General features: G+C 67.2%; 22 protein-coding genes. 15 read left to right on the top strand and 7 right to left on the bottom strand.

The genetic code is table 11. The annotated features are described in order from the left end of the window. The first annotated feature begins 71 nt into the window (after positions 1 to 71). Positions 72 to 1124, top strand: a complete 1053-nt coding sequence (locus BBJ41_RS04145; RefSeq protein ID WP_069745435.1) for an NADP(H)-dependent aldo-keto reductase — start codon at positions 72 to 74, stop codon at positions 1122 to 1124. 76 nt (positions 1125 to 1200) lie between these two features. Here BBJ41_RS04145 and BBJ41_RS04140 read toward each other — a convergent pair whose 3' ends face one another. After that, entirely contained in the window at positions 1201 to 2487 is a 1287-nt protein-coding gene (locus tag BBJ41_RS04140) for an MFS transporter (RefSeq protein ID WP_069745434.1), read from the bottom strand. A gap of 35 nt (positions 2488 to 2522) precedes the next feature. Continuing rightward, positions 2523 to 3944 carry a M20 family metallopeptidase gene (locus BBJ41_RS04135; protein ID WP_069745433.1) on the bottom strand — a complete coding sequence of 474 codons (1422 nt, stop codon included), beginning with the start codon at positions 3942 to 3944 and terminating at the stop codon, positions 2523 to 2525. Between the two features lie 165 nt (positions 3945 to 4109). On the opposite strand from BBJ41_RS04135, the gene BBJ41_RS04130 reads away from it, so the two are divergent. The 4 genes from BBJ41_RS04130 to BBJ41_RS04115 all read left to right on the top strand — a co-directional run bounded on the left by BBJ41_RS04130 (position 4110) and on the right by BBJ41_RS04115 (position 7834). Next, the gene (locus BBJ41_RS04130; protein WP_069745432.1) at positions 4110 to 5063 is read left to right on the top strand and encodes a LysR family transcriptional regulator; all 954 of its coding nucleotides are present in this window, start codon (positions 4110 to 4112) and stop codon (positions 5061 to 5063) included. A gap of 64 nt (positions 5064 to 5127) precedes the next feature. Beyond that, positions 5128 to 6255 carry a tRNA 2-selenouridine(34) synthase MnmH gene (gene mnmH / locus BBJ41_RS04125; RefSeq protein WP_069745431.1) on the top strand — a complete coding sequence of 376 codons (1128 nt, stop codon included), beginning with the start codon at positions 5128 to 5130 and terminating at the stop codon, positions 6253 to 6255. Then, positions 6252 to 7310 carry a permease gene (locus BBJ41_RS04120; protein WP_069745430.1) on the top strand — a complete coding sequence of 353 codons (1059 nt, stop codon included), beginning with the start codon at positions 6252 to 6254 and terminating at the stop codon, positions 7308 to 7310. Before mnmH ends, BBJ41_RS04120 begins: the two co-directional genes overlap by 4 nt. Before the next feature lie 101 nt (positions 7311 to 7411). Then, on the top strand, positions 7412 to 7834 hold the full coding sequence (locus BBJ41_RS04115) for a hypothetical protein (protein ID WP_011351887.1): 423 nt from the start codon (positions 7412 to 7414) through the stop codon (positions 7832 to 7834). 37 nt (positions 7835 to 7871) lie between these two features. Here BBJ41_RS04115 and BBJ41_RS04110 read toward each other — a convergent pair whose 3' ends face one another. Together BBJ41_RS04110 and nodI are read right to left on the bottom strand one after the other, a co-directional pair. After that, positions 7872 to 8705, bottom strand: coding sequence for an ABC transporter permease (locus tag BBJ41_RS04110; protein ID WP_069745429.1), 834 nt, complete (start codon positions 8703 to 8705; stop codon positions 7872 to 7874). A 6-nt stretch (positions 8706 to 8711) separates the two neighbouring features. Continuing rightward, the gene (nodI, locus tag BBJ41_RS04105) at positions 8712 to 9626 is read right to left on the bottom strand and encodes a nodulation factor ABC transporter ATP-binding protein NodI (protein WP_069745428.1); all 915 of its coding nucleotides are present in this window, start codon (positions 9624 to 9626) and stop codon (positions 8712 to 8714) included. 335 nt (positions 9627 to 9961) lie between these two features. Between nodI and BBJ41_RS04100 the strand changes: the two genes are divergently transcribed. Next, positions 9962 to 10459, top strand: coding sequence for a universal stress protein (locus BBJ41_RS04100; protein ID WP_069745427.1), 498 nt, complete (start codon positions 9962 to 9964; stop codon positions 10457 to 10459). Positions 10460 to 10541: 82 nt separating this feature from the next. Here BBJ41_RS04100 and BBJ41_RS04095 read toward each other — a convergent pair whose 3' ends face one another. From BBJ41_RS04095 to lexA, 3 genes are read right to left on the bottom strand one after another with little or no spacing between them, the layout of a single operon-like run. Further along, a complete protein-coding gene (locus BBJ41_RS04095) occupies positions 10542 to 11258 on the bottom strand; it encodes a DUF2939 domain-containing protein (protein ID WP_069745426.1) in 717 nt (238 codons plus the stop codon). A gap of 29 nt (positions 11259 to 11287) precedes the next feature. Then, a complete protein-coding gene (locus BBJ41_RS04090) occupies positions 11288 to 11623 on the bottom strand; it encodes a hypothetical protein (protein ID WP_069745425.1) in 336 nt (111 codons plus the stop codon). A gap of 33 nt (positions 11624 to 11656) precedes the next feature. Then, positions 11657 to 12304 (bottom strand): transcriptional repressor LexA, encoded by a 648-nt coding sequence (gene lexA / locus BBJ41_RS04085; RefSeq protein WP_069745424.1) that lies wholly within the window; start codon positions 12302 to 12304, stop codon positions 11657 to 11659. A gap of 264 nt (positions 12305 to 12568) precedes the next feature. Here lexA and BBJ41_RS04080 point away from each other — a divergent pair, with 264 nt between their 5' ends. The 9 genes from BBJ41_RS04080 (at position 12569) to BBJ41_RS04040 (ending at position 22487) form a co-directional block, all read left to right on the top strand. Then, positions 12569 to 13606, top strand: a complete 1038-nt coding sequence (locus BBJ41_RS04080; protein WP_069745423.1) for a sulfate ABC transporter substrate-binding protein — start codon at positions 12569 to 12571, stop codon at positions 13604 to 13606. A 121-nt stretch (positions 13607 to 13727) separates the two neighbouring features. Beyond that, positions 13728 to 14621: a sulfate ABC transporter permease subunit CysT gene (cysT, locus tag BBJ41_RS04075; protein ID WP_047900602.1), complete on the top strand. Its 894-nt coding sequence runs from the start codon at positions 13728 to 13730 to the stop codon at positions 14619 to 14621. Continuing rightward, positions 14618 to 15568 carry a sulfate ABC transporter permease subunit CysW gene (gene cysW / locus BBJ41_RS04070; RefSeq protein ID WP_069745422.1) on the top strand — a complete coding sequence of 317 codons (951 nt, stop codon included), beginning with the start codon at positions 14618 to 14620 and terminating at the stop codon, positions 15566 to 15568. The genes cysT and cysW overlap by 4 nt, the downstream gene beginning before the upstream one ends. Before the next feature lie 13 nt (positions 15569 to 15581). Beyond that, a complete protein-coding gene (locus BBJ41_RS04065; RefSeq protein ID WP_069745421.1) occupies positions 15582 to 16640 on the top strand; it encodes a sulfate/molybdate ABC transporter ATP-binding protein in 1059 nt (352 codons plus the stop codon). Positions 16641 to 16715: 75 nt separating this feature from the next. Beyond that, positions 16716 to 17642 (top strand): CysB family HTH-type transcriptional regulator, encoded by a 927-nt coding sequence (locus tag BBJ41_RS04060; RefSeq protein WP_006484201.1) that lies wholly within the window; start codon positions 16716 to 16718, stop codon positions 17640 to 17642. A gap of 455 nt (positions 17643 to 18097) precedes the next feature. Then, complete coding sequence (locus BBJ41_RS04055; RefSeq protein WP_069745420.1) at positions 18098 to 18484, top strand: DUF805 domain-containing protein; 387 nt, start codon at positions 18098 to 18100, stop codon at positions 18482 to 18484. Between the two features lie 276 nt (positions 18485 to 18760). After that, positions 18761 to 19711, top strand: a complete 951-nt coding sequence (locus tag BBJ41_RS04050) for a sugar ABC transporter substrate-binding protein (RefSeq protein ID WP_069745419.1) — start codon at positions 18761 to 18763, stop codon at positions 19709 to 19711. 146 nt (positions 19712 to 19857) lie between these two features. Further along, the gene (locus tag BBJ41_RS04045) at positions 19858 to 21471 is read left to right on the top strand and encodes a sugar ABC transporter ATP-binding protein (RefSeq protein WP_069745418.1); all 1614 of its coding nucleotides are present in this window, start codon (positions 19858 to 19860) and stop codon (positions 21469 to 21471) included. Continuing rightward, complete coding sequence (locus tag BBJ41_RS04040) at positions 21468 to 22487, top strand: ABC transporter permease (RefSeq protein WP_069745417.1); 1020 nt, start codon at positions 21468 to 21470, stop codon at positions 22485 to 22487. The genes BBJ41_RS04045 and BBJ41_RS04040 overlap by 4 nt, the downstream gene beginning before the upstream one ends. Positions 22488 to 22519: the final 32 nt, after the last annotated feature.

Below are 22519 nucleotides of genomic sequence, written 5' to 3'. Positions count from 1 at the left end.
GTGGCGCGCGTCTGAAGCAGCCGCTTCAATGTGATAGCGTTCCTGCTTTCCACCGACGCGACAGGAACAGCATGGAATACCGCACACTCGGCGATTCGGGCATCGAGGTCAGCCTGATCGGTCTCGGTACGATGACGTGGGGCGAGCAGAATTCGGAGCGTGACGCGCACGAGCAGATCGACTACGCGATCGGGCAGGGCGTGACGCTGATCGATGCCGCCGAAATGTATCCGGTGCCGCCGAAGCCCGACACGCAGGGGCGCACCGAGCAATACATCGGCACCTGGCTCGCGCAGCATCGCGCGCAGCGCGACAAGATCGTGCTCGCGACGAAGATCGCCGGCCCGGCGCGGCAGCCGCACAATCCGCGCCATATTCGCGGCGAAGGCAACCAGTTCGACCGCAAGAACCTGACCGAGGCGCTCGACGGCAGCCTCAAGCGCCTGCAGACCGATTACGTCGATCTCTACCAGCTGCACTGGCCCGATCGCAGCACGACGACGTTCGGCCGCCCGGCCTATCCGTGGGTCGACGACGCGTATACGGTGCCGATCGAGGAAACCCTCGGCGTGCTCGCGGAATTCGTGAAAGCCGGCAAGGTGCGCGCGATCGGCGTATCGAACGAAACGCCGTGGGGCGTCGCGCAGTTCCTGCATGCGGCCGAGAAGCTCGGGCTGCCGCGCATCGCGAGCATCCAGAATCCGTACAGCCTGCTGAACCGCACGTTCGAGAACGGGCTGTCGGAATTCACGCATCGCGACGGCGTCGGCCTGCTTGCGTATTCGCCGCTCGCGTTCGGCTGGCTGTCGGGCAAGTACGAGAACGGCGCGCGTCCGGCCGGCGCGCGCATCACGTTGTTCGAGCGCTTCCAGCGCTACAGCAAGCCGCAGGCCGTCGAGGCGACGTCGCGCTACGTTGCGCTTGCGAAGCGTCACAGGCTGTCGCCCGCGCAACTCGCGCTCGCGTTCGTCAACAGCCGGCCGTTCGTGCGCAGCAATCTGGTCGGCGCGACCTCGCTCGAGCAGTTGAAGGAGAACATCGGCAGCATCGACGTGACGCTGTCCGACGAGATCCTCGCCGAGATCGACGCGCTGCACGAACTGCAGCCGAACCCGGCGCCGTAAACGGCGCGCGGCCCGCACGGCAGCGATGCCGCAGCGGGCCGGATCGGCGGCGCATCGCCGCGCCGTCGCTGGTTTCCTACCGCATCTTGAGCCGCGTGCGCGCGACGAACAGCGCGACGAGGCTCAGCAGCGCACAGCCCATCAGGTAGAGCGCGGGCGACAACCGGTTGCCGGTCGTGCTGATCAGCCAGGTGATGACGAACGGCGCGAAGCCGCCGAACAGCGTGACGCCCGTGTTGTAGCTGACCGCGAGACCCGTTGCGCGCGTCTGCGACGGGAACAGCTCGGCCATCAGCGCCGGCAGCGCACCGCAGTACATCGCCTTCAGCGCGCCGATCCAGACCAGTGCCGCGAGCATCGTCGCGAATGATGCGTGACGCGTCAGCCACGCGAACGTCGGCCACACGGTGACGAGCATCAGCAGCGCCGCAATCGCCATCATGCGGATCCGCCCGGTGCTGTCGGACAGATGGCCGACGATCGGCGTGACGAGCGTCAGCACGAAGCCGGTCGCGAGCGTCGCCGCGAACCCCGTCGATGCCGGCAGCCCGAGCTGCTTGATCGCGTAAGTCGGCATGTACAGGATCATGTAGTTGATCGCGGTCGAGATCACGAGCGCGCCGATCGACAGCAGCACCCGCACCTTTTGTTCCGCGAACAGCTCGCGCACGGGCGCTTCGGAGCGCGCCTGCGTCTTGAACTCGACGCCTTCGTCGACGTAGCGCCGAATGTACAGCCCGACCGGGCCGATCGCGAGGCCGAACAGGAACGGCACGCGCCAGCCCCAGCTTTCGAGTTGCACGGGCGTCAGCGTGGACGTCAGCAGCGCACCGAAGCCCGAAGCGAGCAGCGTGGCCAGGCCCTGGCTCGCGAATTGCCAGCTCGACATGAAGCCGCGCCGCTGCGGCGCATGCTCGACGAGGAACGCGGTCGAGCTCGCGAATTCGCCGCCCGCGGAAAAGCCCTGCATCAACCGCGACAGCATGATCCCGAGCGGCGCGAGAATGCCGATCGATGCGTAGGTCGGCATCAGCGCGATCAGCAGCGTGCCGGCCATCATCATCGCGATCGACAGCAGCAGCGACGCCTTGCGGCCCGCGCGGTCCGCGTATGCGCCGAGCACGAAGCCGCCGATCGGCCGGATCAGGTAGGACAGCCCGAACGTGCCGAGCGTGAGCATCAGCGACGTCGCTTCGCTCGTCGCGGGAAAGAACAGCTTGGCGATCGTCACCGCGAAGAAGCCGTAGACGATCAGGTCGAACCATTCGAGCGCATTGCCGATCGACGCCGCGAAGATGATGCGCCGGATTTTCGCGGCGCTGGGGCGGGCGGCTTCCTGCGAGGTCAGGGTGGTCGTATTCATCGTGTGTGCAGGTCCCGTGAAAGGGGCGAAGCGTGTTACAGGGCGGCGCCGGCCGCGGCGGGCGCCGCGCGGCGTACGGGCGGCGCATCGTCGCCGAGATCCCAGAAGAGGCCGGCCATCATCTGCAGCCCCTCGCTGACGACGCTCGCGAGCAGATGCTCGTCGGGCGCGTGCTGCGAGCACGCCGGGTACGAGTGCGGTACCCACAGCGTGGGCAGCCCGAGCGTGTCGGCAAACACTTCGTTGGGCAGCGTGCCGCCGAGATTCGGCAGGATGGCGGGCTTCTTGCCGGTGGTGCGGGCAAGCGACGCGACGGCCCAGCGGACCCACGGATCGTCCGGCGGCAGGCGTGTGGCCGGTGCGCCGCGTTCGACGTCGATCTCGATGTCGGCGAAACCGTGCGCATCGAGGTGTGCGCGCAGGTGCGCATGCAGCGCTTCCCAGTCGGTGCCGACGACGAAACGCAACTGGCAGTGCGCATACGCGACGGGCGGGATTGCATTGACCGGGTATTCGGGGTTGCCGGCCTTGAACGCGAGGATCTCGAACGTGTTCCAGCCGAACACGCGCTCGGCCGCGGAGAGGCCCGGTTCGCCCCAGTTCGCGTCGAGCGCCGGATCGCCGGGGCCGCCGCCGACGGACAAATCGGCGAGCGCGTCGCGCACGGCGTCCGTGATCGGCGGCGGGCGCAGCCCGTCGACGCGAATCGCGCCGCGCGCATCGACGAGGCTCGCGAGCGCATGCGCGAGCACGATCGCCGGGTTGCGCAGCAGCCCGCCCCAGTTGCCGGAGTGGTGCGCGCCGTCTCGTGCGCGCAGGCTCAGCCTGAAGTTGACCGAGCCGCGCGAGCCGAGAAACACGGTCGGGCGCGCGGCGGCGATGCGCGGGCCGTCGGACGCGATCAAGACATCGGCCGCCAGGGCGTCGCGTTCCTGGCGGCACAGTGCGTCGAGTCCCGGCGAGCCGGTTTCCTCGCCCATCTCGATCAGCAGCTTCGCGTTGAAGCCGAGCCAGCCGCCGCGCGCGTCGAGCACGCTCGCGAGCGCAGCCAGGTTGATCGTGTGCTGGCCCTTGTTGTCGGCGCTGCCGCGGCCGTACCAGCGATCGCCGTCGGCCGTCAGCGTCCACGGCGACAGCGGCGCGCGCCACTGCGCGTCGTAGCCGCGCACGACGTCGCCGTGGCCGTAGATCAGCACGGTCGGCAGCGCGTCGTCTTCGTGGCGCGACGCGAGCAGGAATGGGCCGCCGCCGTCGACGGGATTGTCGACGATCCGCGACGTGAAGCCGAGGCGGGCGGCCTCGGGGGCGATCTCGTCGGTCAGGTACGCGCGCAGCGCGTCACCGGTGCCGCTTTCCTGGCTTTCGGTGCGCAGGCCGACGCGGCGGCTCAGGGTCGTGAAGAACGCGCCGGATTCGAACTGGTTCAACGCGTGCTGGATGGCGGCGGTACGGCTCAAGTGGTGTCTCCTCTGTCGGGTTCGCGGCGCACACGGATCGTGCAGGCAGCGTGAAGTGCGATCGATTCTAGAAAGCCGTTTTTTTTGTCACAATGATCGAATTTCGAACCTTTCTTTGCCGAAAAGGCAAAGCAGCACGGCCGCGAGCCGTGCGGAGACAGAACGATGGCGGCTTTCCTGCATGGCCTGGCGCTGCGCTATTTCGTCGAAGTGGCGCGCACCGGCTCGATCAGCGATGCATCCGCGCGGCTGCATGTGGCGGTGTCGGCGATCAGCCGCCAGATCACGAAGCTCGAGAGCGAACTCGGCGCGCCGTTGTTCGAGCGCCGGCCGCGCGGGATGGCGCTGTCGGAGGCCGGCGAGCGGCTGCTGGCGTTCGCGCAGCGCAGCCTGCTGGAAGCCGAGCACGTGATGAAGGACATCGGCGGGCTCGACGCGCTGCACGGCAGCCTGCTGAAGATCGCGTGCTCCGAAGGGTTCGCGATCGATTTCCTGCCCGGCGCGCTCGCGAGCTTCAAGGCGCGCCATCCGGGCGTCGATTTCTCCGTGTGGGTCGTGTCGCCGGCGGATGCGACGCGGCGCGTGCGCGACGGCGATGCGGACATCGCGCTGACCTTCAGCCTCGCGCCGGAGAAGGGCGTGCGCGTCGAGCACACCGAGCGCGCGCCGATTTTCGCGCTGGTGCGGCACGACCATCCGCTCGCGATGCGCGGCGAGGTGTCGCTCGCCGATGTCGCGCGTCACCCGCACGTGTTGCCCGAGGCCGGCACGACGGTGCGCCAGCTGATCGACATCGCGTGCGCGCTCGACGGGCTGTTGCTCGAGCCCGAACTGACGAGCAACAACACGGCGGCGATGTACGGCTACGCGCGGCGCACGGGTGCGGTGATGTTCACGGGGCTGCTGTCGGTGCGCGACCGTTGCGACGCGGACGGCTTCGTCGTCGTGCCCGTGACGAATCCGCAGCTTCGCGAGCGCAGCATCCAGGTGCAGACGATGGCGGGGCGCGATCTGCCCGCGTCGGTACGGGCGTTTCGCGATCATCTGATCGACACGATGCAGGCCACGTCGAAGCCGTCGGTCGCCGCGCGCGGCCCGAGACGCCGGCCCGTGAGATAATCGCCAATCCGCCTTCCGCGCCCATGCGGCTCACCGAGCCGCATCGCCCCTGTTCGACGCCAAATTGAAGAACCTGATTGTCACCCTCGATCGCGCCGGCGAGTTCGACGAGATCATCGACGTGCGCACGCCGCTCGAATTCGCCGAGGATCATATCCCCGGCGCACTGAACGCGCCCGTGCTCAGCAACGAGGAGCGCGTGCTCGTCGGGACGATGTACCGGCAGGTGTCGCCTTACGAGGCGACCCGCGTCGGCGCGGCGATCGTCGCGCGCAACATCGCGCGCCATCTCGACACGACGTTCGCCGACCGTCCGCGCAACTGGCGGCCGCTGATCTACTGCTGGCGCGGCGGCAAGCGTTCAGGCTCGATGACGACCTGGTTCAACCTGATCGGCTGGCAGGCGCGCCAGCTCGACGGCGGGTACAAGTCGTACCGTCGTTCGGTGTGCGAGACGCTCGACACGCTGCCGACGCGCTTTCGCTACATCGCGCTGGTCGGCCATACCGGCTGCGGCAAGACGCGCCTGCTGAACGCGTTGCACGACGCGGGCGCACAGACGCTCGATCTCGAAGCGCTCGCATGCCATCGGGGCTCGCTGCTCGGCGCACTGCCGGGCACGCCGCAACCGTCGCAGAAGGGGTTCGATTCGGGGCTCGTCGAAACGCTCGGGCGTTTCGACCCCGAATGGCCGGTGTTCGTCGAATCGGAAAGCCGCAAGATCGGGCTCGTGCAGTTGCCGATCGCATTGCTCGACGCGTTTCACGCGGGGCCGTGGGTGCAGGTCGATGCGGCGCACGACGAGCGCATTGCATTCCTGCTCGACGATTACGGCCACCTGTTCGACGAACCGGCCGCGTTCAAGGGGCAACTGCATCGGCTGATCGGCTTGCACAGCCGCGAAGAGGTGGCGCACTGGAATGCGCTGATCGATGCGAACGCGCGGGCCGAATTGTTCGCCGCGCTGATCGACAAGCATTACGATCCCGCTTATGCGCGCACCCACCGTGCGGCATACGACAAGCCGAACCGGGCGCTGACGTTCGCTTTCCGGCCCAACGCGGCCGATGTGCGCGATCAGGCGCGCGCGTTGCTGAGCCAGCTTGCGCAGGCAGGGCTGCCCGCGTCGGCCGCGATTGCGGCAGGCGGGGCATCCGGAACCGATAAAAACCAATCGACGACCACACGATGACGACCACACGCACCCAACCCAGTCCGGCCCTCGGCTGGATGACCTTCCTGCTGATCGCAGTCGCGGGACTGTTCTATGTGAAATGGTTCCCGTACTACAACAAGGCGTTCGTTGCCGCCGAGCATCATTCGATCGGCCAGTCGATCCTGATGGGCACGTCGGCAACCGCCCCCGAGCCGTCGCTGAAGGCCGCGCTCGACTACGCGTGGGCGTACGGCAAGGCGATCTGGCAGGCAATGGTGCTCGGTCTGCTGCTCGGTTCGGCCGTGCAGGCGCTGCTGCCCGCGCACTGGGTCGCGCGCGTGCTCGGTCGCACGGGCTTCGGCAGCGTTGCCGCGGGCGGCCTGCTGTCGTTGCCCGGGATGATGTGCACGTGCTGCGCGGCGCCGGTCGTCGCGGGCTTGCGTGCGCGCCATGCGTCGCCCGGCGGCGCGGTCGCGTTCTGGCTCGGCAACACGGTGCTGAATCCGGCGGCGCTGGTCTTCATGGGCTTCGTGCTCGGCTGGCACTGGAGCGCGCTGCGCCTCGTGCTCGGCATCGCGATGGTGTTCGGGATCGGGTATCTGCTGAACCGCATTGCCCGTCCGGAAGACCGCAGCATCGACGACGCGCAACTCGCTGCACTGGCCGCCGAGCAGGCCGCGGCCGGCAATCCGTTCGTCCGCTGGATGAAGCTGCTGGCCCGCATGGCCGTGCGGCTCGTGCCCGAATACATCGTGCTCGTGCTGCTGCTCGGCGCCGCGCGCGCATGGCTGTTCCCGCACATCGGCCCGGACATCGGCAACCATCTCGGCTGGATCGTCGCGTTCGCGGTCGCGGGCATGCTGTTCGTGATCCCGACGGCGGGCGAGGTGCCGATCATCCAGGCGATGCTGTCGCTCGGCATGGGCGTCGGCCCGGCCGCCGCGCTGCTGATGACGCTGCCGCCGATCAGCGTGCCGTCGCTCGCGATGCTCGCGCGTTCGTTCAAGCCGTACATGCTGGCGATCGTCGCGATCCTCGTGGTCGTGTTCGGGATCGCGAGCGGATTGCTCGCGATCGCGCTCGGGTTCTGACGCGCGCGAGCGGCGCGCCAGGCGGGCGCGATCGTCGAATTTACCCGGCGCCGGCGCTTCGCGCGTGCGGCGCCCTTTACAAGAAGCAAACAGGAAAACGCATGACCCAACCGAAGATTCATCCTCGACTCGAAAAGGCGCTGACGCGCGGCGATCTCGCGATCCGCCAGGCCAATTCCGCGCGGGCAACGGCCGTGCTGAACGCGCTCGGCACGATGATCATCGAGGCCTCCGCAACGATCGGCGTCGATGCAAGCATCGACATTCCGCAGGGCGACCGCATTTACGACCCCGTCAACGGCCTGTGGCCGCAGAAGATGCTGGTGTCGTTCGACGGCCCGGTCGACGAAGCCGACAAGGAAGAGCTGCGCTCGGTCTATCTGGTCGCCGACGATCCGGGCACGCAATTCCGGGTCGAATGGCATCGCGCGGACGGCAAGCTCGGCCGTCAGGAAGGCGGCCCGCTCGCGACCGTCGCGTTCCTGACCGACGTCGAGATCCCGTGGAGCGACGACGACGAGTGACGTCGTCGCATGAAGCCGGCGCCGCGTGCGCCGGCCGTCAGCGCATCATCCGCCGCCGGAACAGCCATGCGGACAGCAGGAACCCGCCGATCGCGTAGCCGGCGAGCACCGCGATATGCAGGGCGACGTCGGTCGCCGGCCGGCCGAGCATCGCAGGCCGGATCAGTTCGACCGCGTTCGCGAGCGGCAGCGCATGCGCCGCATGCTGTGCGACCGGCGGCAACTGCGTGATCGGGAAGAACACGCCCGACAGCAGCAGCATCGGCGTCAGCACGAGCGTCTGATAGAACATGAAGAAATCGTAGGACGGCGCGAGCGCCGTGACGATCATCGCGATGCTTGCAAACGCGAGGCCCGCGAGCGCGATCACGGGCAGCGCCGCGAGCATCGACGGAAACCGCGCATAGCCGAGCGCGCCCGCGACGAGCATGATCGCGACCCCCGACAGCATGGCCTTGCTGGCTCCCCAGACGATCTCGCCGAGCACGATGTCGCCGAGCGCGAGCGGCGTGTGCATGATCGCCTCCCAGGTGCGCTGCACGTGCATGCGCGAGAACCCCGAATACATCGATTCGAAGCTCGCGGACATCATCACGCTCGACCCGACCGTGCCGGCAGCGAGGAACGCGATATACGACACGCCGTCGACATGCCCGAGCATCAGGCCGAGCCCGAAACCCAGCCCGAACAGATAGATCATCGGATCGGCCAGATTGCCGAACATCGACGCGAGCGCGAGCTTGCGCCAGACGAGATAGTTGCGCCGCCATACGGCGATCCAGTTGGTTGCGTTCGCGGGCATCGCGATCGCGAAGCGTGACGCGCGCGGCGAGGCGGACGGTGTGGCGGCGGAATAATTGCGGACGTCCATGGTCGATCAGTCCTGCATTTCGCGGCCCGTGAGCCGCAGGAACACATCCTCCAGATTGGCCGGGCGATGCAGATAGCGCAACCCCGGACGACCCTTGAGTCGCGCACTGAGCGGCTCGGGGTCGCTCACGTAGCAGAACAGCGTCTCGCCGCTGATCTCGGTGTGCTTTGCGAACGCCGCGAGCTCGTCGCGCAGGGCGGCTGGATCGGGCCCGTAGATTTCGATCACGTCGCAGCCGATTTCCGATTCGATCAATGCATGCGGCGCGCCTTCCGCGATCTTGCGGCCTTCCTCGATCACGCACAGCCGGTCGCACAGGCGTTCGGCTTCTTCCATGAAGTGCGTGGTGATGAGGATCGTCTTGCCGCGCGCGAGCAGCGAGCGCAGCCGCTCCCACATCAGGTGTCGCGCCTGCGGATCGAGGCCCGTCGTCGGCTCGTCGAGCACCAGCACATCGGGATCGTTGACGAGCGCGCGGGCGAGCGTGAGGCGGCGCTTCATGCCGCCCGACAACTCGCCGACCTTCGCGTCGGCCTTGTTCTCGAGCTTCGCGAATTCGAGCAGCGGTTGCACGAGCGTGCGGGCAGCCTGCGCGGACATCCCGAAATAGCGGCTGAACACGAGCAGGTTCTCGCGCACGGTGAAATCGGGGTCGAGATTGTCGAACTGGGGGACGACACCGACACGCTGGCGCGCATGCCGCGCACGCGATGGAACCGGTTCGCCGCATAGCGAAATGGTGCCTGCATCGGGTTGCGCGAGGCCGAGCAGCATCTTCAGCGTCGTGGTCTTGCCGGCGCCGTTCGGCCCGAGCAGGCCGTAGCATTCGCCGGCCTGCACGTGGAAGGACAGGCCGTTGACGACGAGTTTGTCGCCATAGCGCTTTTCGACGTTACGGAAATCGATCGGTGCGACGGACATGGGCATGTTGTCGTTGTAAGCGGGCGCGGAAGCGTTCTGCTGGCGGATGCGTGGCCGGCTTGCGAACGGATCGGGCGAACATGTGTCACACGGGCATGACCGAAGCGCGACGCCGGCGCGTGATGGCCCGCTGGAGTACGAACGGGCCATTCTAGTGCATCGGCTGCGTCTCTTCAGGGCATGCCTGCACGGTGCGATGCATGCGCGCACCGATCGTGCACCGCATCATCGCGCACGCGCCGAGCGGGGCGAATCAGCGTTTTCCATCCCTTGCGTCCTGAATTGCGGCGCACCATGATGAATGCGTAGGCTCGTAGTCGCGACAGGGAGGTTTCATGGCTAGCTACAACAAGATTTTGCTGTGTTACGACGGTTCGCTCGAAGGGCGCAAGGCGCTGCGTTGCGGCGCCAATCTCGCACTCGACCTGAAGGCTGAAACGCATTTGCTGTCGGTGGTCGACATGCGATCGAGCATTGCGCAGAGTGCCGGCCTGCTGACCGATGTTGCGTGCGGCCGCTTCGAGGAAACCGCACGCGAGATTCTGCAGGAAGGCGTGAACTGGTTGCGCGAGCGCGGCGTGCAGGCCGAAGGTCATTTCGCGTTCGGCTATCCGATCGACGAAATCGCGAATCTCGCGTCGGAACTGAAGGTCGACCTCGTCGTCGTCGGCCACCGGTGCCGCAGCGGGTTGTCGAGATGGTGGATGGGGTCGGGCAATACGCAACTCCTCGATCGCGTGAACTGCAGCATTCTGGTGGCGTGTTCGTCGGCCGAAGAGCAGAAGGCTGAAATCGCGCGCGAGCGTGAAGCGGCCACCGCAAGCGGCAAATGACGCAATGAAGGACTGACGACCGGCGGTTCGCGCCGGTCAGGCGCTGCGCCGCATGTGCGGCGCGGGCGCCGACCGTAGCCGGCTACGCATGCAGGTTGATCGCGGACAACTTCCACGAAAACAGGCCGAAGCGGTGGAATATCGCCGCATAGCGCGTGCCGTCGGCGCTGCGCTGGTAGGTCACGACGAATTCGTCGATGTTCCGGTAGCCGGCGCTTGTTTGCTGCTGATGCGGCGGATGTGCTGCATCGCTCGGGCTGGCTGGTGCGGGAGTGGCCGGTGCCGGCGATGATGCGGCCACGGAAGCCGTGTCGCTGCCGGGAGCGGTTGCGCTTGCAGGCACCGGGCCGGCCTGCGTTGAGGCCGACGCATTGCCCGATGAAGTGCCTTGCGGCAGGTTCGACCATTCGGGCGGACGCTCGCCCGGATTGCCGCGCGGCGGCAATCCGCTCATCAGCGCGGCCACGCCCTCCGGGGTGGCGTACGCGTCGACCAGCGGGCCGATCAGCGCGGACCCGATCAGCGCACCGATCATCGCGAGCGGATTGTTTTTCTTCACCGCGTCGATCCGGCGCATCAACTCTTCCGTGACCTGCTGCTTCAGGCTGATGCGCAGCGACGGAAAATCGACATACTCACTGATGGCCTGCGCATCGCGCGCATCGATCGCCGATTTCAGGCGACCGAGCGCGACGTACGGTGACGCGTATGCGTAGCCGATCGCCGCCACGACGGCGATGGCCAGCACGACGATCAGCAAGGGCTTGAGCCGCCATGCGCGGCCCGACGATCCAGTCACGTTGCCTCCGGTGCGGACATGTTCCGCAATCAGAGACCGCCTTGCGCGGCCGATCGTTCCTCCGCGATGCAGCGATCGATCATCCGGCACACGGCATCGATCGTGCCGACCATGATCAGGCGCGAACGACCGTGATAGACGCGTACCGGCGCGCGGCGCGCGGGTTCCGCGTGATTCAGGCCGGCGTTCAGCGATACCCGCGCGAAAGCGGGCAGCGCCGATGGCAGCAGCGACGCCTGCCGTTCGACTGCGACTTCTTCTTCCACAGGCGCTGCCGCGGACAGCGGTGCGCAGGGTGTGCGGCCGCGCAGGTGACGCAGGCGACCGAATTGACGGAAAGGCAGCAGGCGGGCAAGGCGTTCCATGATGTTCTCCTCAGCGAGACGGAATGCGGAATGTCAGAGTTCGCCCGAGCGGATCAGCCCGACGGCGATGCCTTCCAGCGCGAATTCCGCGCTGCCGGCCTTGACGAAGATGTTTTCGTAATCCGGGTTCTCCGCGATCAGCTCGAGACCGCCCGGACGGCGCATCAGGCGCTTGACCGTGACGTCGTCGCCGAGACGCGCGACGATGATCTGGCCGTCCTTCGCTTCCGTGCGCTTCTGCACGGCGAGGAGGTCGCCGTCGAGAATGCCGGCGTCGCGCATCGACAGGCCGCGCACCTTCAGCAGGTAGTCGGGCTTGCTGGAGAACAGCGCGGGATCGCACGCGTAATGGTGCGAGATGTGCTCCTGCGCGAGGATCGGGCTACCTGCCGCGACGCGGCCGACGAGCGGCAGCGACAGCTGCATCAGGCCGGCGTGCGGCAGCGTGAACTGGTGCGGGGAATCTTCGAGGCCGAGCAGGCGGATGCCGCGCGACGCGCCGGCGGCCAGCTCGATCACGCCCTTGCGTGCCAGCGCACGCAGGTGCTCCTCGGCCGCATTCGGCGAGCTGAAGCCCAGTTCGGCCGCGATCTCGGCGCGGGTGGGAGGGAATCCGGAGCGCTCGATCGCGCGACGGATCAAGTCGAACACTTGCTGCTGACGGGCGGTGAGTTTGGTCATGGCTCAACTGTATGGATAGACAGTGAGCTGTATTTTTATACAGTACTTCGCGAATTTCAAGTGTTACTTGAGGTTCGACGCGATCACGCCGGTTCCGGCGTGATTTCGCGACGTCCGGACGCCGGTTCATCTGCCGCAACCGTCCATCCAGTATGCGTTAGCACTTTTGAGTATTAAAAAATGAGGAACGATTATTTTTAATCATGTAACCCGTTCGTTAGACTGGCCCGACATCGCAATACCGACAACACTGGAGAACCAAGGATGGCGAAGCGCAATACGGGGCTGGTGGGCGGAGTGGGCCGCCTGATCGCAACACTCGCGCTGGGCGCGGCGGCGGCGCTGGGCGTCGCGACGCACGCGCAGGCCGATACGACTTTCCTGAACGTGTCGTACGACCCGACGCGCGAGCTGTATCAGGATTTCAACCAGGCGTTCGGCAAGGAGTGGAAGGCGAAGACGGGCGAGACGGTCAACTTCAAGCAGTCGCACGGTGGCTCGGGCGCGCAGGCGCGTTCGGTGCTCGACGGCCTGCAGGCCGACGTCGTCACGCTGGCGCTCGCGTACGACATCGACGCGCTCGCGAACAAGGGGCTCGTGAACAAGGACTGGCAGAAGCGCCTGCCCGACAACGCGTCGCCGTACACGTCGACGATCGTGTTCCTCGTGCGCAAGGGCAATCCGAAGGGGATCAAGGACTGGGAAGACCTGACCAAGCCGGGCATCTCGATCGTCACGCCGAACCCGAAGACGTCGGGCGGCGCGCGCTGGAACTACCTGGCCGCGTGGGCGTATGCGCAGCACAAGCCGGGCGGCAACGAGCAGACGGCGAAGGAATTCGTCACGAAGCTCTACAAGAACGCAGGCGTGCTCGATTCGGGCGCACGGGGCGCGACGACGAGCTTCGTGCAGCGCGGGATCGGCGACGTGCTGATCGCGTGGGAAAACGAGGCGTTCCTGTCGGTGAAGGAGTTCGGCACCGACAAGTTCGAAATCGTCGTGCCGTCGGTGAGCATCCTGGCCGAGCCGCCCGTCGCGGTGGTCGACAAGGTGGTCGACAAGAAGGGCACGCGCAAGCTGGCCGAAGCGTACCTGAACTTCCTGTACAGCCCGCAGGGCCAGGAGATCGCGGCGCGCAACTACTACCGGCCGCGCTCGAAGAACGTGCCGGCGGAGCTGACGAAGCAGTTCCCGAAGCTGAAGCTGTACACGGTCGACGATACCTTCGGCGGCTGGACGAATGCGCAGAAGACGCATTTCGCGGACGGCGGCGTGTTCGATTCGATCTACAAGCCGCAGTAACGCCATAACGACAGCGGCGCGCCACGACAGCGCGCCGCCCCCCGACGGGCCGCCGGCGCAATTCATCGCGCCGGCGTTTGCGTCGGGCCCATGAGAAGCATCGACCCAGCAAGAGCATCCGATGACGACGTACACCTTTCGCAAGCCGAGCGCGCTGCCCGGTTTCGGCGTGACGCTCGGCATCACGGTGGCTTATTTGAGCCTCGTGGTGCTGATTCCGCTCGCCGCCACGTTCCTGAAGACCGCGACGCTGTCGTGGGACCAGTTCGTCACCGCCGTCACGTCGCCGCGCGTGCTCGCGTCGTACCGGCTGACGTTCTCGGCCGCGCTCGGCGGCGCCCTGATCAACGCCGTGTTCGGCTTCCTCGTCGCGTGGGTGCTCGTGCGCTACACGTTTCCGTTCAAGCGGCTCGTCGATGCAATCGTCGACCTGCCGTTCGCGCTGCCGACGTCGGTCGCGGGCATCTCGCTCGCGGCCGTCTACGCGACCAACGGCTGGGTCGGCCAGTATCTGGCGCCGCTCGGCATCAAGATCGCGTTCACGCCGGCCGGCGTGCTGGTCGCGCTGACCTTCATCGGGCTGCCGTTCGTCGTGCGCACCGTACAGCCGGTGCTCGAGGATTTCGAGCGCGAGCAGGAAGAGGCCGCAGCGTGCCTCGGCGCATCGCGCTGGCTGACGTTCCGCCGTGTCGTGCTGCCGGCCGTGCTGCCGGCGCTTCTCACCGGTTTCGCGCTCGCGTTCGCGCGTGCGCTCGGCGAATACGGCTCGGTGATCTTCATCGCCGGCAACGTGCCGATGAAATCCGAGATCACGTCGCTGCTGATCATCACGAAACTCGAGCAGTACGACTACGCGGGCGCGACCGCGCTCGCGGTCGTGATGCTGGTCGTGTCGTTCCTGATGCTGCTGCTGATCAACACGCTGCAGTGGTATCTGCAGCGCCGCACGAGCAAGGGCGCAAGCGGCCCCGCGCCGGCAACCGTCACCGCAACTGCCGCAGGAGGCCAGCAATGAGCCAGGAGGCCACCGTCGTGCTGAAAACCCCGCCATCGGCCGAGCGCGGGCGCGCCGCGAACCGGCTCGATCCCGTCAGCGAATCGCGCGTGGTGCGCTGGCTGCTCACGGGCATCGCGCTGGCGTTTCTCGCGTTCTTCCTCGTCGTGCCGCTCGCGGCGGTGTTCGTCGAGGCGCTGCGCAAGGGCGTCGGCTTCTATCTCGAGTCGCTGGCCGATCCCGACGCGTGGGCGGCGATCAAGCTGACGCTGACCGTCGCCGCGATCGCCGTGCCGCTGAACCTCGTGTTCGGCGTGTGCGCGTCGTGGGCGATCGCGAAATTCGAATTCCGCGGCAAGGCGCTGCTGACGACGCTGATCGACCTGCCGTTCTCCGTGTCGCCGGTGATCTCGGGTCTCGTCTACGTGCTGCTGTTCGGCGCGCAGGGCTGGCTGGGACCGTGGCTGCAGGATCACGACGTGCAGATCATCTTCGCGGTGCCGGGCATCGTGCTCGCGACGATCTTCGTGACGTTCCCGTTCGTCGCGCGCGAGCTAATTCCGCTGATGCAGGCGCAAGGCACCGACGAGGAAGAAGCCGCGCGCGTGCTCGGCGCGTCGGGCTGGCAGATCTTCCGCCGCGTCACGCTGCCGAACGTGAAGTGGGGCCTGCTGTACGGCGTGATCCTCTGCAATGCGCGCGCGATGGGCGAGTTCGGCGCGGTATCGGTCGTGTCGGGCCACATCCGCGGCGTGACCGACACGATGCCGCTGCACGTCGAGATCCTGTACAACGAATACAACTTCGCGGCGGCGTTCGCGGTGGCGTCGGTGCTGGCGTTGCTCGCACTCGTCACGCTCGCGCTGAAGCTGCTCGCCGAGCGTCATCTTGCCGCCGAACTGGCCGGCTCGCGCGACGCCGTTCCCGCACATGCCGGCCCCGTCGCCGCCGTTTCGTCGAAATCGTAAAGAGGCAACCAGAATGGGTATCACCGTCCGTAACCTTCAGAAGCGCTTCGGCGATTTCACGGCGCTCGACAACGTCTCGCTCGACTTCCCGCCCGGCGAGCTGGTCGCGCTGCTCGGGCCGTCCGGCTGCGGCAAGACCACGCTGCTGCGCGTGATCGCGGGCCTCGAGCACGCGGATGCGGGCCAGGTCGTGCTGCAAGGGCTCGACGTCGCGTCGGTCGGCGCGCGCGATCGCCAGGTCGGTTTCGTGTTCCAGCACTACGCGCTGTTCCGCCACATGACGGTATTCGAGAACGTCGCGTTCGGGCTGCGCGTAAAGCCGCGCCGCGAGCGGCCGTCGGAAGCCGTGATTCGCGACAAGGTGCACGAGCTGCTGAAGCTGGTGCAGCTCGACTGGCTCGCGCAGCGCTATCCGTCCGAGCTGTCGGGCGGCCAGCGCCAGCGCATCGCGCTCGCCCGCGCGCTCGCGGTCGAGCCGAAGGTGCTGCTGCTCGACGAGCCGTTCGGCGCGCTCGACGCGAAGGTCCGCAAGGAGCTGCGCGGCTGGCTGCGTCGTCTGCACGACGACCTGCACATCTCGACGATCTTCGTCACGCATGACCAGGAGGAGGCGCTCGAGGTGGCGGATCGCATCGTCGTGCTGAATCGCGGCCACGTCGAGCAGGTCGGCAGCCCGCAGGACGTCTATGATCATCCGCAGAGCGCGTTCGTGTACGAGTTCCTCGGCGCGGCGAACCGGCTGCCGGGCACGGTCGCCGGGCGCGGTTTCGTCGCCGAGGGCGCGGCTGCGCCGATCGAGGTCGACGCCGATTTCGCGGGCCCCGCGAACGCATACGTGCGGCCGCACGACCTGCAGCTCTGGCCGGCGGGCGAAGGGCACCGCGACGGCATCGCGGTGGACGTGCGCCGCGTGATTCCGCTCGGCGGGTCGGTGCGCGTGGAGCTCGAGGCGCGTGCGGGCGGCGCGCTCGAGGCGGAACTCGATCGCGACGCATGGCGTGCGCTGTCGCTGCAGGTCGGCGATGGCGCGACGGCCGTGCCGCGCGCGGTGCGCGTGTTTCCCGCGCGTTGACGACAGAATGCAGGGCAGGGGGCGGAACGCGCGCCAATCAAATAATCAAACAACGACAGCCTAAGAGGCATACCCATGAATTTTCAGCAATTGCGGTTCGTGCGCGAAGCGGTGCGCCAGAACATGAACCTGACGGAAGTCGCGAACGTGCTGTACACGTCGCAGTCGGGCGTGTCGAAGCAGATCAAGGATCTCGAGGATGAGCTGGGCGTCGACATCTTCATCCGGCGCGGCAAGCGGCTGACGGGGCTCACGGAGCCCGGCAAGGCCGTGCACCAGCTGATCGAGCGGATGCTGCTCGACGCCGAGAACCTGCGCCGCGTCGCGCGCCAGTTCGCTGACCAGGACAGCGGCCACCTCGTCGTCGCGACGACGCACACGCAGGCGCGCTACGCGCTGCCGAAGGTGATCCGGCAGTTCACCGACGTGTTCCCGAAGGTGCATCTCGCGCTGCGCCAGGGCAGCCCGCAGCAGATCGCGCAGATGATCCTGAACGGCGAGGCCGATCTCGGCATCTCGACCGAGGCGCTCGATCGCTATCCGGACATCGTCACGTTCCCGTGCTATTCGTGGCACCACACGGTCGTCGTGCCGAAGGGCCATCCGCTCGTCGGCCGCGAGAACCTCACGCTCGAGGAAATCGCCGAGTACCCGATCATCACGTACGACCAGGACTTCACGGGCCGCTCGCACATCGACCAGGCGTTCACGCAGGCGGGGGCCGTGCCTGACGTCGTGCTGACCGCGATCGACGCGGACGTGATCAAGACCTATGTCGAGCTCGGGATGGGGATCGGCGTCGTCGCGGCGATGGCCTACGACCCGCAACGCGACACGGGGCTCGTCGCGCTCGATACGCAGCACCTGTTCGAGGCGAGCACGACGCGGGTCGGGCTGCGCAAGGGCGCGTTCCTGCGCGCGTATGCGTACCGGCTGATCGAAATGTTCGCGCCGCACCTGAACGAAGCGGAAATCGCGGGGCTGTTGCGCGAAGCCGTCTGACGGCGACGCGACGCGGCGCGGCGCTTCGCGTCGCGTATGCGCAAGGCCATGCGCAGGGCGGCGGCAATGGATTTGCCGTCGTCGTATCCGGCCGACTCGCCGCGCATCGACCGCAGCCGTGGTGCCCATTCCCGATTCGCCACAAGCAGGCGATCGACCCGCGTTCGCCCGCCGACAGAAAAACAAGACGGCAGGTTCGAACGGTTCGCTTTGGCGCATATCGCGCAGGCCATTCTTCGGTAGATATGCTTCAATGCGCGTAAATGCAGAAGGTCGGGCATTCGCACCGCACCACGGCTGAACCGTCCCGACCGGCGCCTGCAACGCGCAACGCCGGCACGACGCGCCAAAGGCAAAACCGGCGGACCATTCCCGATCGGAAAACCCGCGACGGATTGCCGGCTTCGGCGCATTCGCGGACCTATCGCGCAACACGCACGCCGACGAGGTATTCAATGAATCTGAAGTGGTTTCTCTTTTCCTTCGAAGGCCGGACCGGACGCCTGCCGTGGTGGATCTACGCGCTGGTTTCCGCGTTGGTCAGCGCGTTCTTCGATGCGGGTTCCCGCGGTTCGTCGAACGACGACCTGCCGCTGCTGGCGATGCTCGTGCTGTTCGCGATCGCGGTCGTCGCGGTATGGTCGTCGATCGCCGTCGGCGTGAAGCGGCTGCACGACATCGACAAGTCGGGGTGGTGGATGCTGCTGATCTTCGTGCCGATCGTCGGCGCGATCGCGCTGTTCGTGATGAATGGCTTCATCGCCGGCACGCCGCACGCGAACCGCTTCGGCGAGCCGCCGTCGTCCGGTGAAGACGAACCGGCGTCGCAGGACCCGGCCTGATACGCGCTCCGAATAAACCCTTAAATATTGATCAGACAGGTTGCACGTCGTCGCGAATCGGTACAGCATAGCCGTCACGCCGCCGGCGTCCAGCCGGCGGCGGCGCGTAACGACAACACGCGCCAGGCAGTCGGCCGTCTGCCTCGCTTCCATTCCGTGGTACCGACAGCAGCATTGATGGCCATTGCCCGGGTAGTGTGGCGCAAACGTTTGCTCACATTAAAACAACACTCAAACAACCGTCCGGCCCATCGGGCCAGTCGCCAGGAGATGTGTATGAATGTCCTCTTTCGTCGTCGCTTCCTGACCGCCGCGCTTGCCGCCGTCGCGGTCGCCGCCGCTCCGGCCGTCCACGCACAACCGGCCGGCAAACCGAAGGTTGCGCTCGTGATGAAGTCGCTCGCCAACGAGTTCTTCCTGACGATGGAAACGGGCGCGAAGGAATACCAGAAACACAACGCGGGCCAGTTCGACCTGATCACCAACGGCATCAAGGACGAGACCGATACCGCGAACCAGATCCGCATCGTCGAGCAGATGATCGTATCGAAGGTCGACGCGATCGTGCTCGCACCGGCCGATTCGAAGGCGCTCGTGCCGGTCGTGAAGAAGGCGGTCGACGCGGGCATCATCGTCGTGAACATCGACAACCGGCTCGATCCCGACGTGCTGAAGGCGAAGAACCTGAACGTGCCGTTCGTCGGCCCCGACAACCGCAAGGGCGCGCGCAAGATCGGCGACTATCTCGCGAAGAAGCTGAAGGCGGGCGACCAGGTCGGCATCGTCGAAGGCGTGTCGACGACGACCAACGCGCAGCAGCGCACGGCCGGCTTCCAGGACGCGATGAAGGCGGGCGGGATGAAGGTCGTGTCGGTGCAGTCCGGCGAATGGGAAATCGACAAGGGCAATGCGGTGGCTGCCGCGATGCTCAACGAATACCCGAACCTGAAGGCGCTGCTGTGCGGCAACGACAACATGGCGATCGGCGCCGTGTCGGCAGTGCGCGCGGCCGGCAAGCAGGGCAAGGTGTACGTGGTCGGCTACGACAACATCAACGCGATCAAGCCGATGCTGAAGGACGGCCGCGTGCTCGCGACCGCCGATCAATACGCGGCGAAGCAGGCCGTGTTCGGCATCGACACGGCGCTCAAGGCGATCGCCGAGCATCGCAAGCAGGCCGACATGTCCGGCGTGGTCGAGACGCCGGTGGATCTCGTGACGAAGTAACGCCGCGCCGGAGCGGCCGCCGCCCTCAAGAATCCGGCGCGGCGGCCGTTATCCCGGGGTGAGCGCGATCACGGCCACTGCATGCACATGCACTTGTGAGCGTCACACCCGCGCGCCGCGTGCGCGCGGCCGCAACCAGGATCGCGATGGAACCGACCTTCCAACCCTCCCGTTCAGCCTCCCCCGTGCTGTCCGTATCCGGCATCGGCAAGACCTATGCCGAGCCCGTGCTCGCCGACGTCACGCTGACGCTCGCGGCGGGCCAGGCGCTCGCGCTGACGGGCGAGAACGGGGCCGGCAAGAGCACGCTGTCGAAGATCATCGGCGGGCTCGTCGAACCGACGGCCGGCACGATGCAGCTCGGCGGCCACGCGTATGCGCCGGCGAGCCGCAAGCAGGCCGAGGCGCTCGGCGTGCGCATGGTGATGCAGGAGCTGAACCTGCTGCCGACGCTGACGGTCGCCGAAAACCTGTTCCTGAACCGCCTGCCGCGGCGCTTCGGGATCATCGACCGCGCGCGGCTGCGCGAGGACGCGCGTGCCGCGATGGCGCAGGTCGGGCTCGACGCGGTCGATCCCGACACGCCCGTTGGCGCGCTCGGCATCGGCCACCAGCAGATGGTCGAGATCGCGCGCAACCTGATCGGCGATTGCCGCGTGCTGATTCTCGACGAGCCGACCGCGATGCTGACCGCGCGCGAAGTCGAGCTGCTGTTCGAGCAGATCGACCGGCTGAAGGCGCGCGGCGTCGCCATCGTCTACATCTCGCACCGGCTCGAGGAACTCGCGCGCGTCGCCGAGCGCGTCGCGGTGCTGCGCGACGGCCGGCTCGTTCATGCGGGCGACATGGCGGCGACGACGTCCGACGGGCTCGTCACGCTGATGGTCGGGCGCGAGATCGGCGAGCACATCGATCTGGGCGAGCGCCGTATCGGCGCGCCGCGGCTCGTGGTATCGGGCCTCACGCGCGGGGCCGCGGTGCGGGACGTATCGCTCGAAGTGCGCGCGGGCGAGATCTTCGGCATCTCGGGGCTGATCGGCGCGGGGCGCACCGAGCTGCTGCGGCTGATCTACGGCGCCGATTTGCCGGATGCGGGAATGATCGCGGTCGGCCAGCCGCTGAAGCCGGCGCGGATCGGTTCGCCCGTCGATGCGGTGAAGCACGGCATCGCGCTGATTACCGAGGATCGCAAGGGCGAAGGGTTGCTGCTGTCGCAGTCGGTGACCGCGAACGTGTCGCTTGGCCAGCTCGACCAGCTCGCGCGCGGCGGCATCGTCGACACCGCGCGCGAAACGGCGCTCGCCGAGCGGCAGATCGATGCGTTGCGGATCCGCACGCACGGCGCGACGCAGGCGGTCGGCGAATTGTCGGGCGGGAACCAGCAGAAGGTCGTGATCGGCCGCTGGCTGGCGCGCGACATGGGCGTGTTGCTGTTCGACGAACCGACGCGCGGAATCGACGTCGGCGCAAAATTCGAGATCTACACTCTGATGGGCGCGCTCGCGCGCGAAGGCCGCGCACTCGTCGTCGTGTCGAGCGACCTGCGCGAGCTGATGCTGATCTGCGACCGGATCGGCGTGATGTCGGCCGGCCGCATGACCGCCGTGTTCGAGCGTGGCAACTGGACCCAGGATGCGCTGCTGGCCGCGGCGTTCGCCGGCTTCGGCCGCGAGACGCCGCCGGGCGGCGCACAGCATCCGGACGCGGGGCAGGCGCAGGGCGCCGCGCCCGGCACTTCGACGACAGGACGACAGCAATGACCCAGCCTCCCGTATCCCCGACCGACGCAGGCGCCCGGCAGACCGAGACGGGGCGCCGTGCGCGCATGCTGTCCGGCACGCGGCTGGGCCTGTCGAACTATCTCGGGCTCGCCGGTGCGCTCGCCGCGATGATCGCGCTGTTCTCCGCGCTGAGCTCGCATTTCCTGACCTACGACACGTTCAGCACGATCGCGAACCAGATTCCCGATCTCGTCGTGATGTCGGTCGGGATGACCTTCGTGCTGATCATCGCCGGGATCGACCTGTCGGTCGGCTCGGTGCTCGCGCTCGCCGCGTCGATGGTCAGCGTCGCCGCGCTGAAATGGCAGTGGGGGCCGCTGCCGGCCGCGCTGATCGGGATCGCGGTCGCGACCGTCACGGGCGCGCTGACCGGCGCGATCACGGTCGGCTGGCGGATTCCGTCGTTCATCGTGTCGCTCGGCGTGCTGGAGGCCGCGCGCGGCCTCGCGTACCAGCTGACGAATTCGCGTACGGCCTATATCGGCGACGCGTTCGATTTCCTGTCGAACCCGATCGCGCTCGGCATCTCGCCGGCGTTCCTGATCGCGGTCGCGGTGATGATCGCCGCACAGTTCGTGCTGACGCGCACCGTGTTCGGGCGCTATCTCGTCGGGATCGGCACGAACGAGGAGGCCGTCCGACTTGCAGGGGTTAACCCGCGGCCGTATAAAATCCTCGTATTCGCATTGATGGGCGCGCTCGCGGGGCTCGCGTCGCTGTTCCAGATTTCGCGGCTCGAGGCGGCCGACCCGAACGCGGGCGCGGGCCTCGAACTGCAGGTGATCGCCGCGGTCGTGATCGGCGGCACGAGCCTGATGGGCGGGCGCGGGTCGGTGATCAGCACGTTTTTCGGCGTGTTGATCATCTCCGTGCTGGCCGCGGGGCTGGCGCAGATCGGCGCGAACGAGCCGACCAAACGGATCATCACCGGCGCGGTGATCGTGGTGGCGGTCGTGCTCGATACGTATCGCAGCCGGCGCACGCGCGCGCGGTAGAAAGACAGACAGAACAGACCAGAGAGAAACGG

It is taken from the genome of Burkholderia stabilis (assembly GCF_001742165.1).
Taxonomy (GTDB): Bacteria; Pseudomonadota; Gammaproteobacteria; order Burkholderiales; family Burkholderiaceae; genus Burkholderia; species Burkholderia stabilis.
This window is presented reverse-complemented; position numbering and strand designations above follow the sequence as displayed.

What these genes read in the sequence shown, in the direction of transcription:
- BBJ41_RS04145 (WP_069745435.1), top strand. Translation starts at nt 72, where the DNA reads ATGGAATACCGCACACTCGGCGATTCGGGCATCGAGGTCAGCCTGATC.
- BBJ41_RS04140 (WP_069745434.1), bottom strand. Translation starts at nt 2,487, where the DNA reads ATGAATACGACCACCCTGACCTCGCAGGAAGCCGCCCGCCCCAGCGCC.
- BBJ41_RS04130 (WP_069745432.1), top strand. Translation starts at nt 4,110, where the DNA reads ATGGCGGCTTTCCTGCATGGCCTGGCGCTGCGCTATTTCGTCGAAGTG.
- BBJ41_RS04120 (WP_069745430.1), top strand. Translation starts at nt 6,252, where the DNA reads ATGACGACCACACGCACCCAACCCAGTCCGGCCCTCGGCTGGATGACC.
- BBJ41_RS04115 (WP_011351887.1), top strand. Translation starts at nt 7,412, where the DNA reads ATGACCCAACCGAAGATTCATCCTCGACTCGAAAAGGCGCTGACGCGC.
- BBJ41_RS04110 (WP_069745429.1), bottom strand. Translation starts at nt 8,705, where the DNA reads ATGGACGTCCGCAATTATTCCGCCGCCACACCGTCCGCCTCGCCGCGC.
- nodI (WP_069745428.1), bottom strand. Translation starts at nt 9,626, where the DNA reads ATGTCCGTCGCACCGATCGATTTCCGTAACGTCGAAAAGCGCTATGGC.
- BBJ41_RS04100 (WP_069745427.1), top strand. Translation starts at nt 9,962, where the DNA reads ATGGCTAGCTACAACAAGATTTTGCTGTGTTACGACGGTTCGCTCGAA.
- BBJ41_RS04090 (WP_069745425.1), bottom strand. Translation starts at nt 11,623, where the DNA reads ATGGAACGCCTTGCCCGCCTGCTGCCTTTCCGTCAATTCGGTCGCCTG.
- lexA (WP_069745424.1), bottom strand. Translation starts at nt 12,304, where the DNA reads ATGACCAAACTCACCGCCCGTCAGCAGCAAGTGTTCGACTTGATCCGT.
- BBJ41_RS04080 (WP_069745423.1), top strand. Translation starts at nt 12,569, where the DNA reads ATGGCGAAGCGCAATACGGGGCTGGTGGGCGGAGTGGGCCGCCTGATC.
- cysT (WP_047900602.1), top strand. Translation starts at nt 13,728, where the DNA reads ATGACGACGTACACCTTTCGCAAGCCGAGCGCGCTGCCCGGTTTCGGC.
- cysW (WP_069745422.1), top strand. Translation starts at nt 14,618, where the DNA reads ATGAGCCAGGAGGCCACCGTCGTGCTGAAAACCCCGCCATCGGCCGAG.
- BBJ41_RS04065 (WP_069745421.1), top strand. Translation starts at nt 15,582, where the DNA reads ATGGGTATCACCGTCCGTAACCTTCAGAAGCGCTTCGGCGATTTCACG.
- BBJ41_RS04060 (WP_006484201.1), top strand. Translation starts at nt 16,716, where the DNA reads ATGAATTTTCAGCAATTGCGGTTCGTGCGCGAAGCGGTGCGCCAGAAC.
- BBJ41_RS04055 (WP_069745420.1), top strand. Translation starts at nt 18,098, where the DNA reads ATGAATCTGAAGTGGTTTCTCTTTTCCTTCGAAGGCCGGACCGGACGC.
- BBJ41_RS04050 (WP_069745419.1), top strand. Translation starts at nt 18,761, where the DNA reads ATGAATGTCCTCTTTCGTCGTCGCTTCCTGACCGCCGCGCTTGCCGCC.
- BBJ41_RS04045 (WP_069745418.1), top strand. Translation starts at nt 19,858, where the DNA reads ATGGAACCGACCTTCCAACCCTCCCGTTCAGCCTCCCCCGTGCTGTCC.
- BBJ41_RS04040 (WP_069745417.1), top strand. Translation starts at nt 21,468, where the DNA reads ATGACCCAGCCTCCCGTATCCCCGACCGACGCAGGCGCCCGGCAGACC.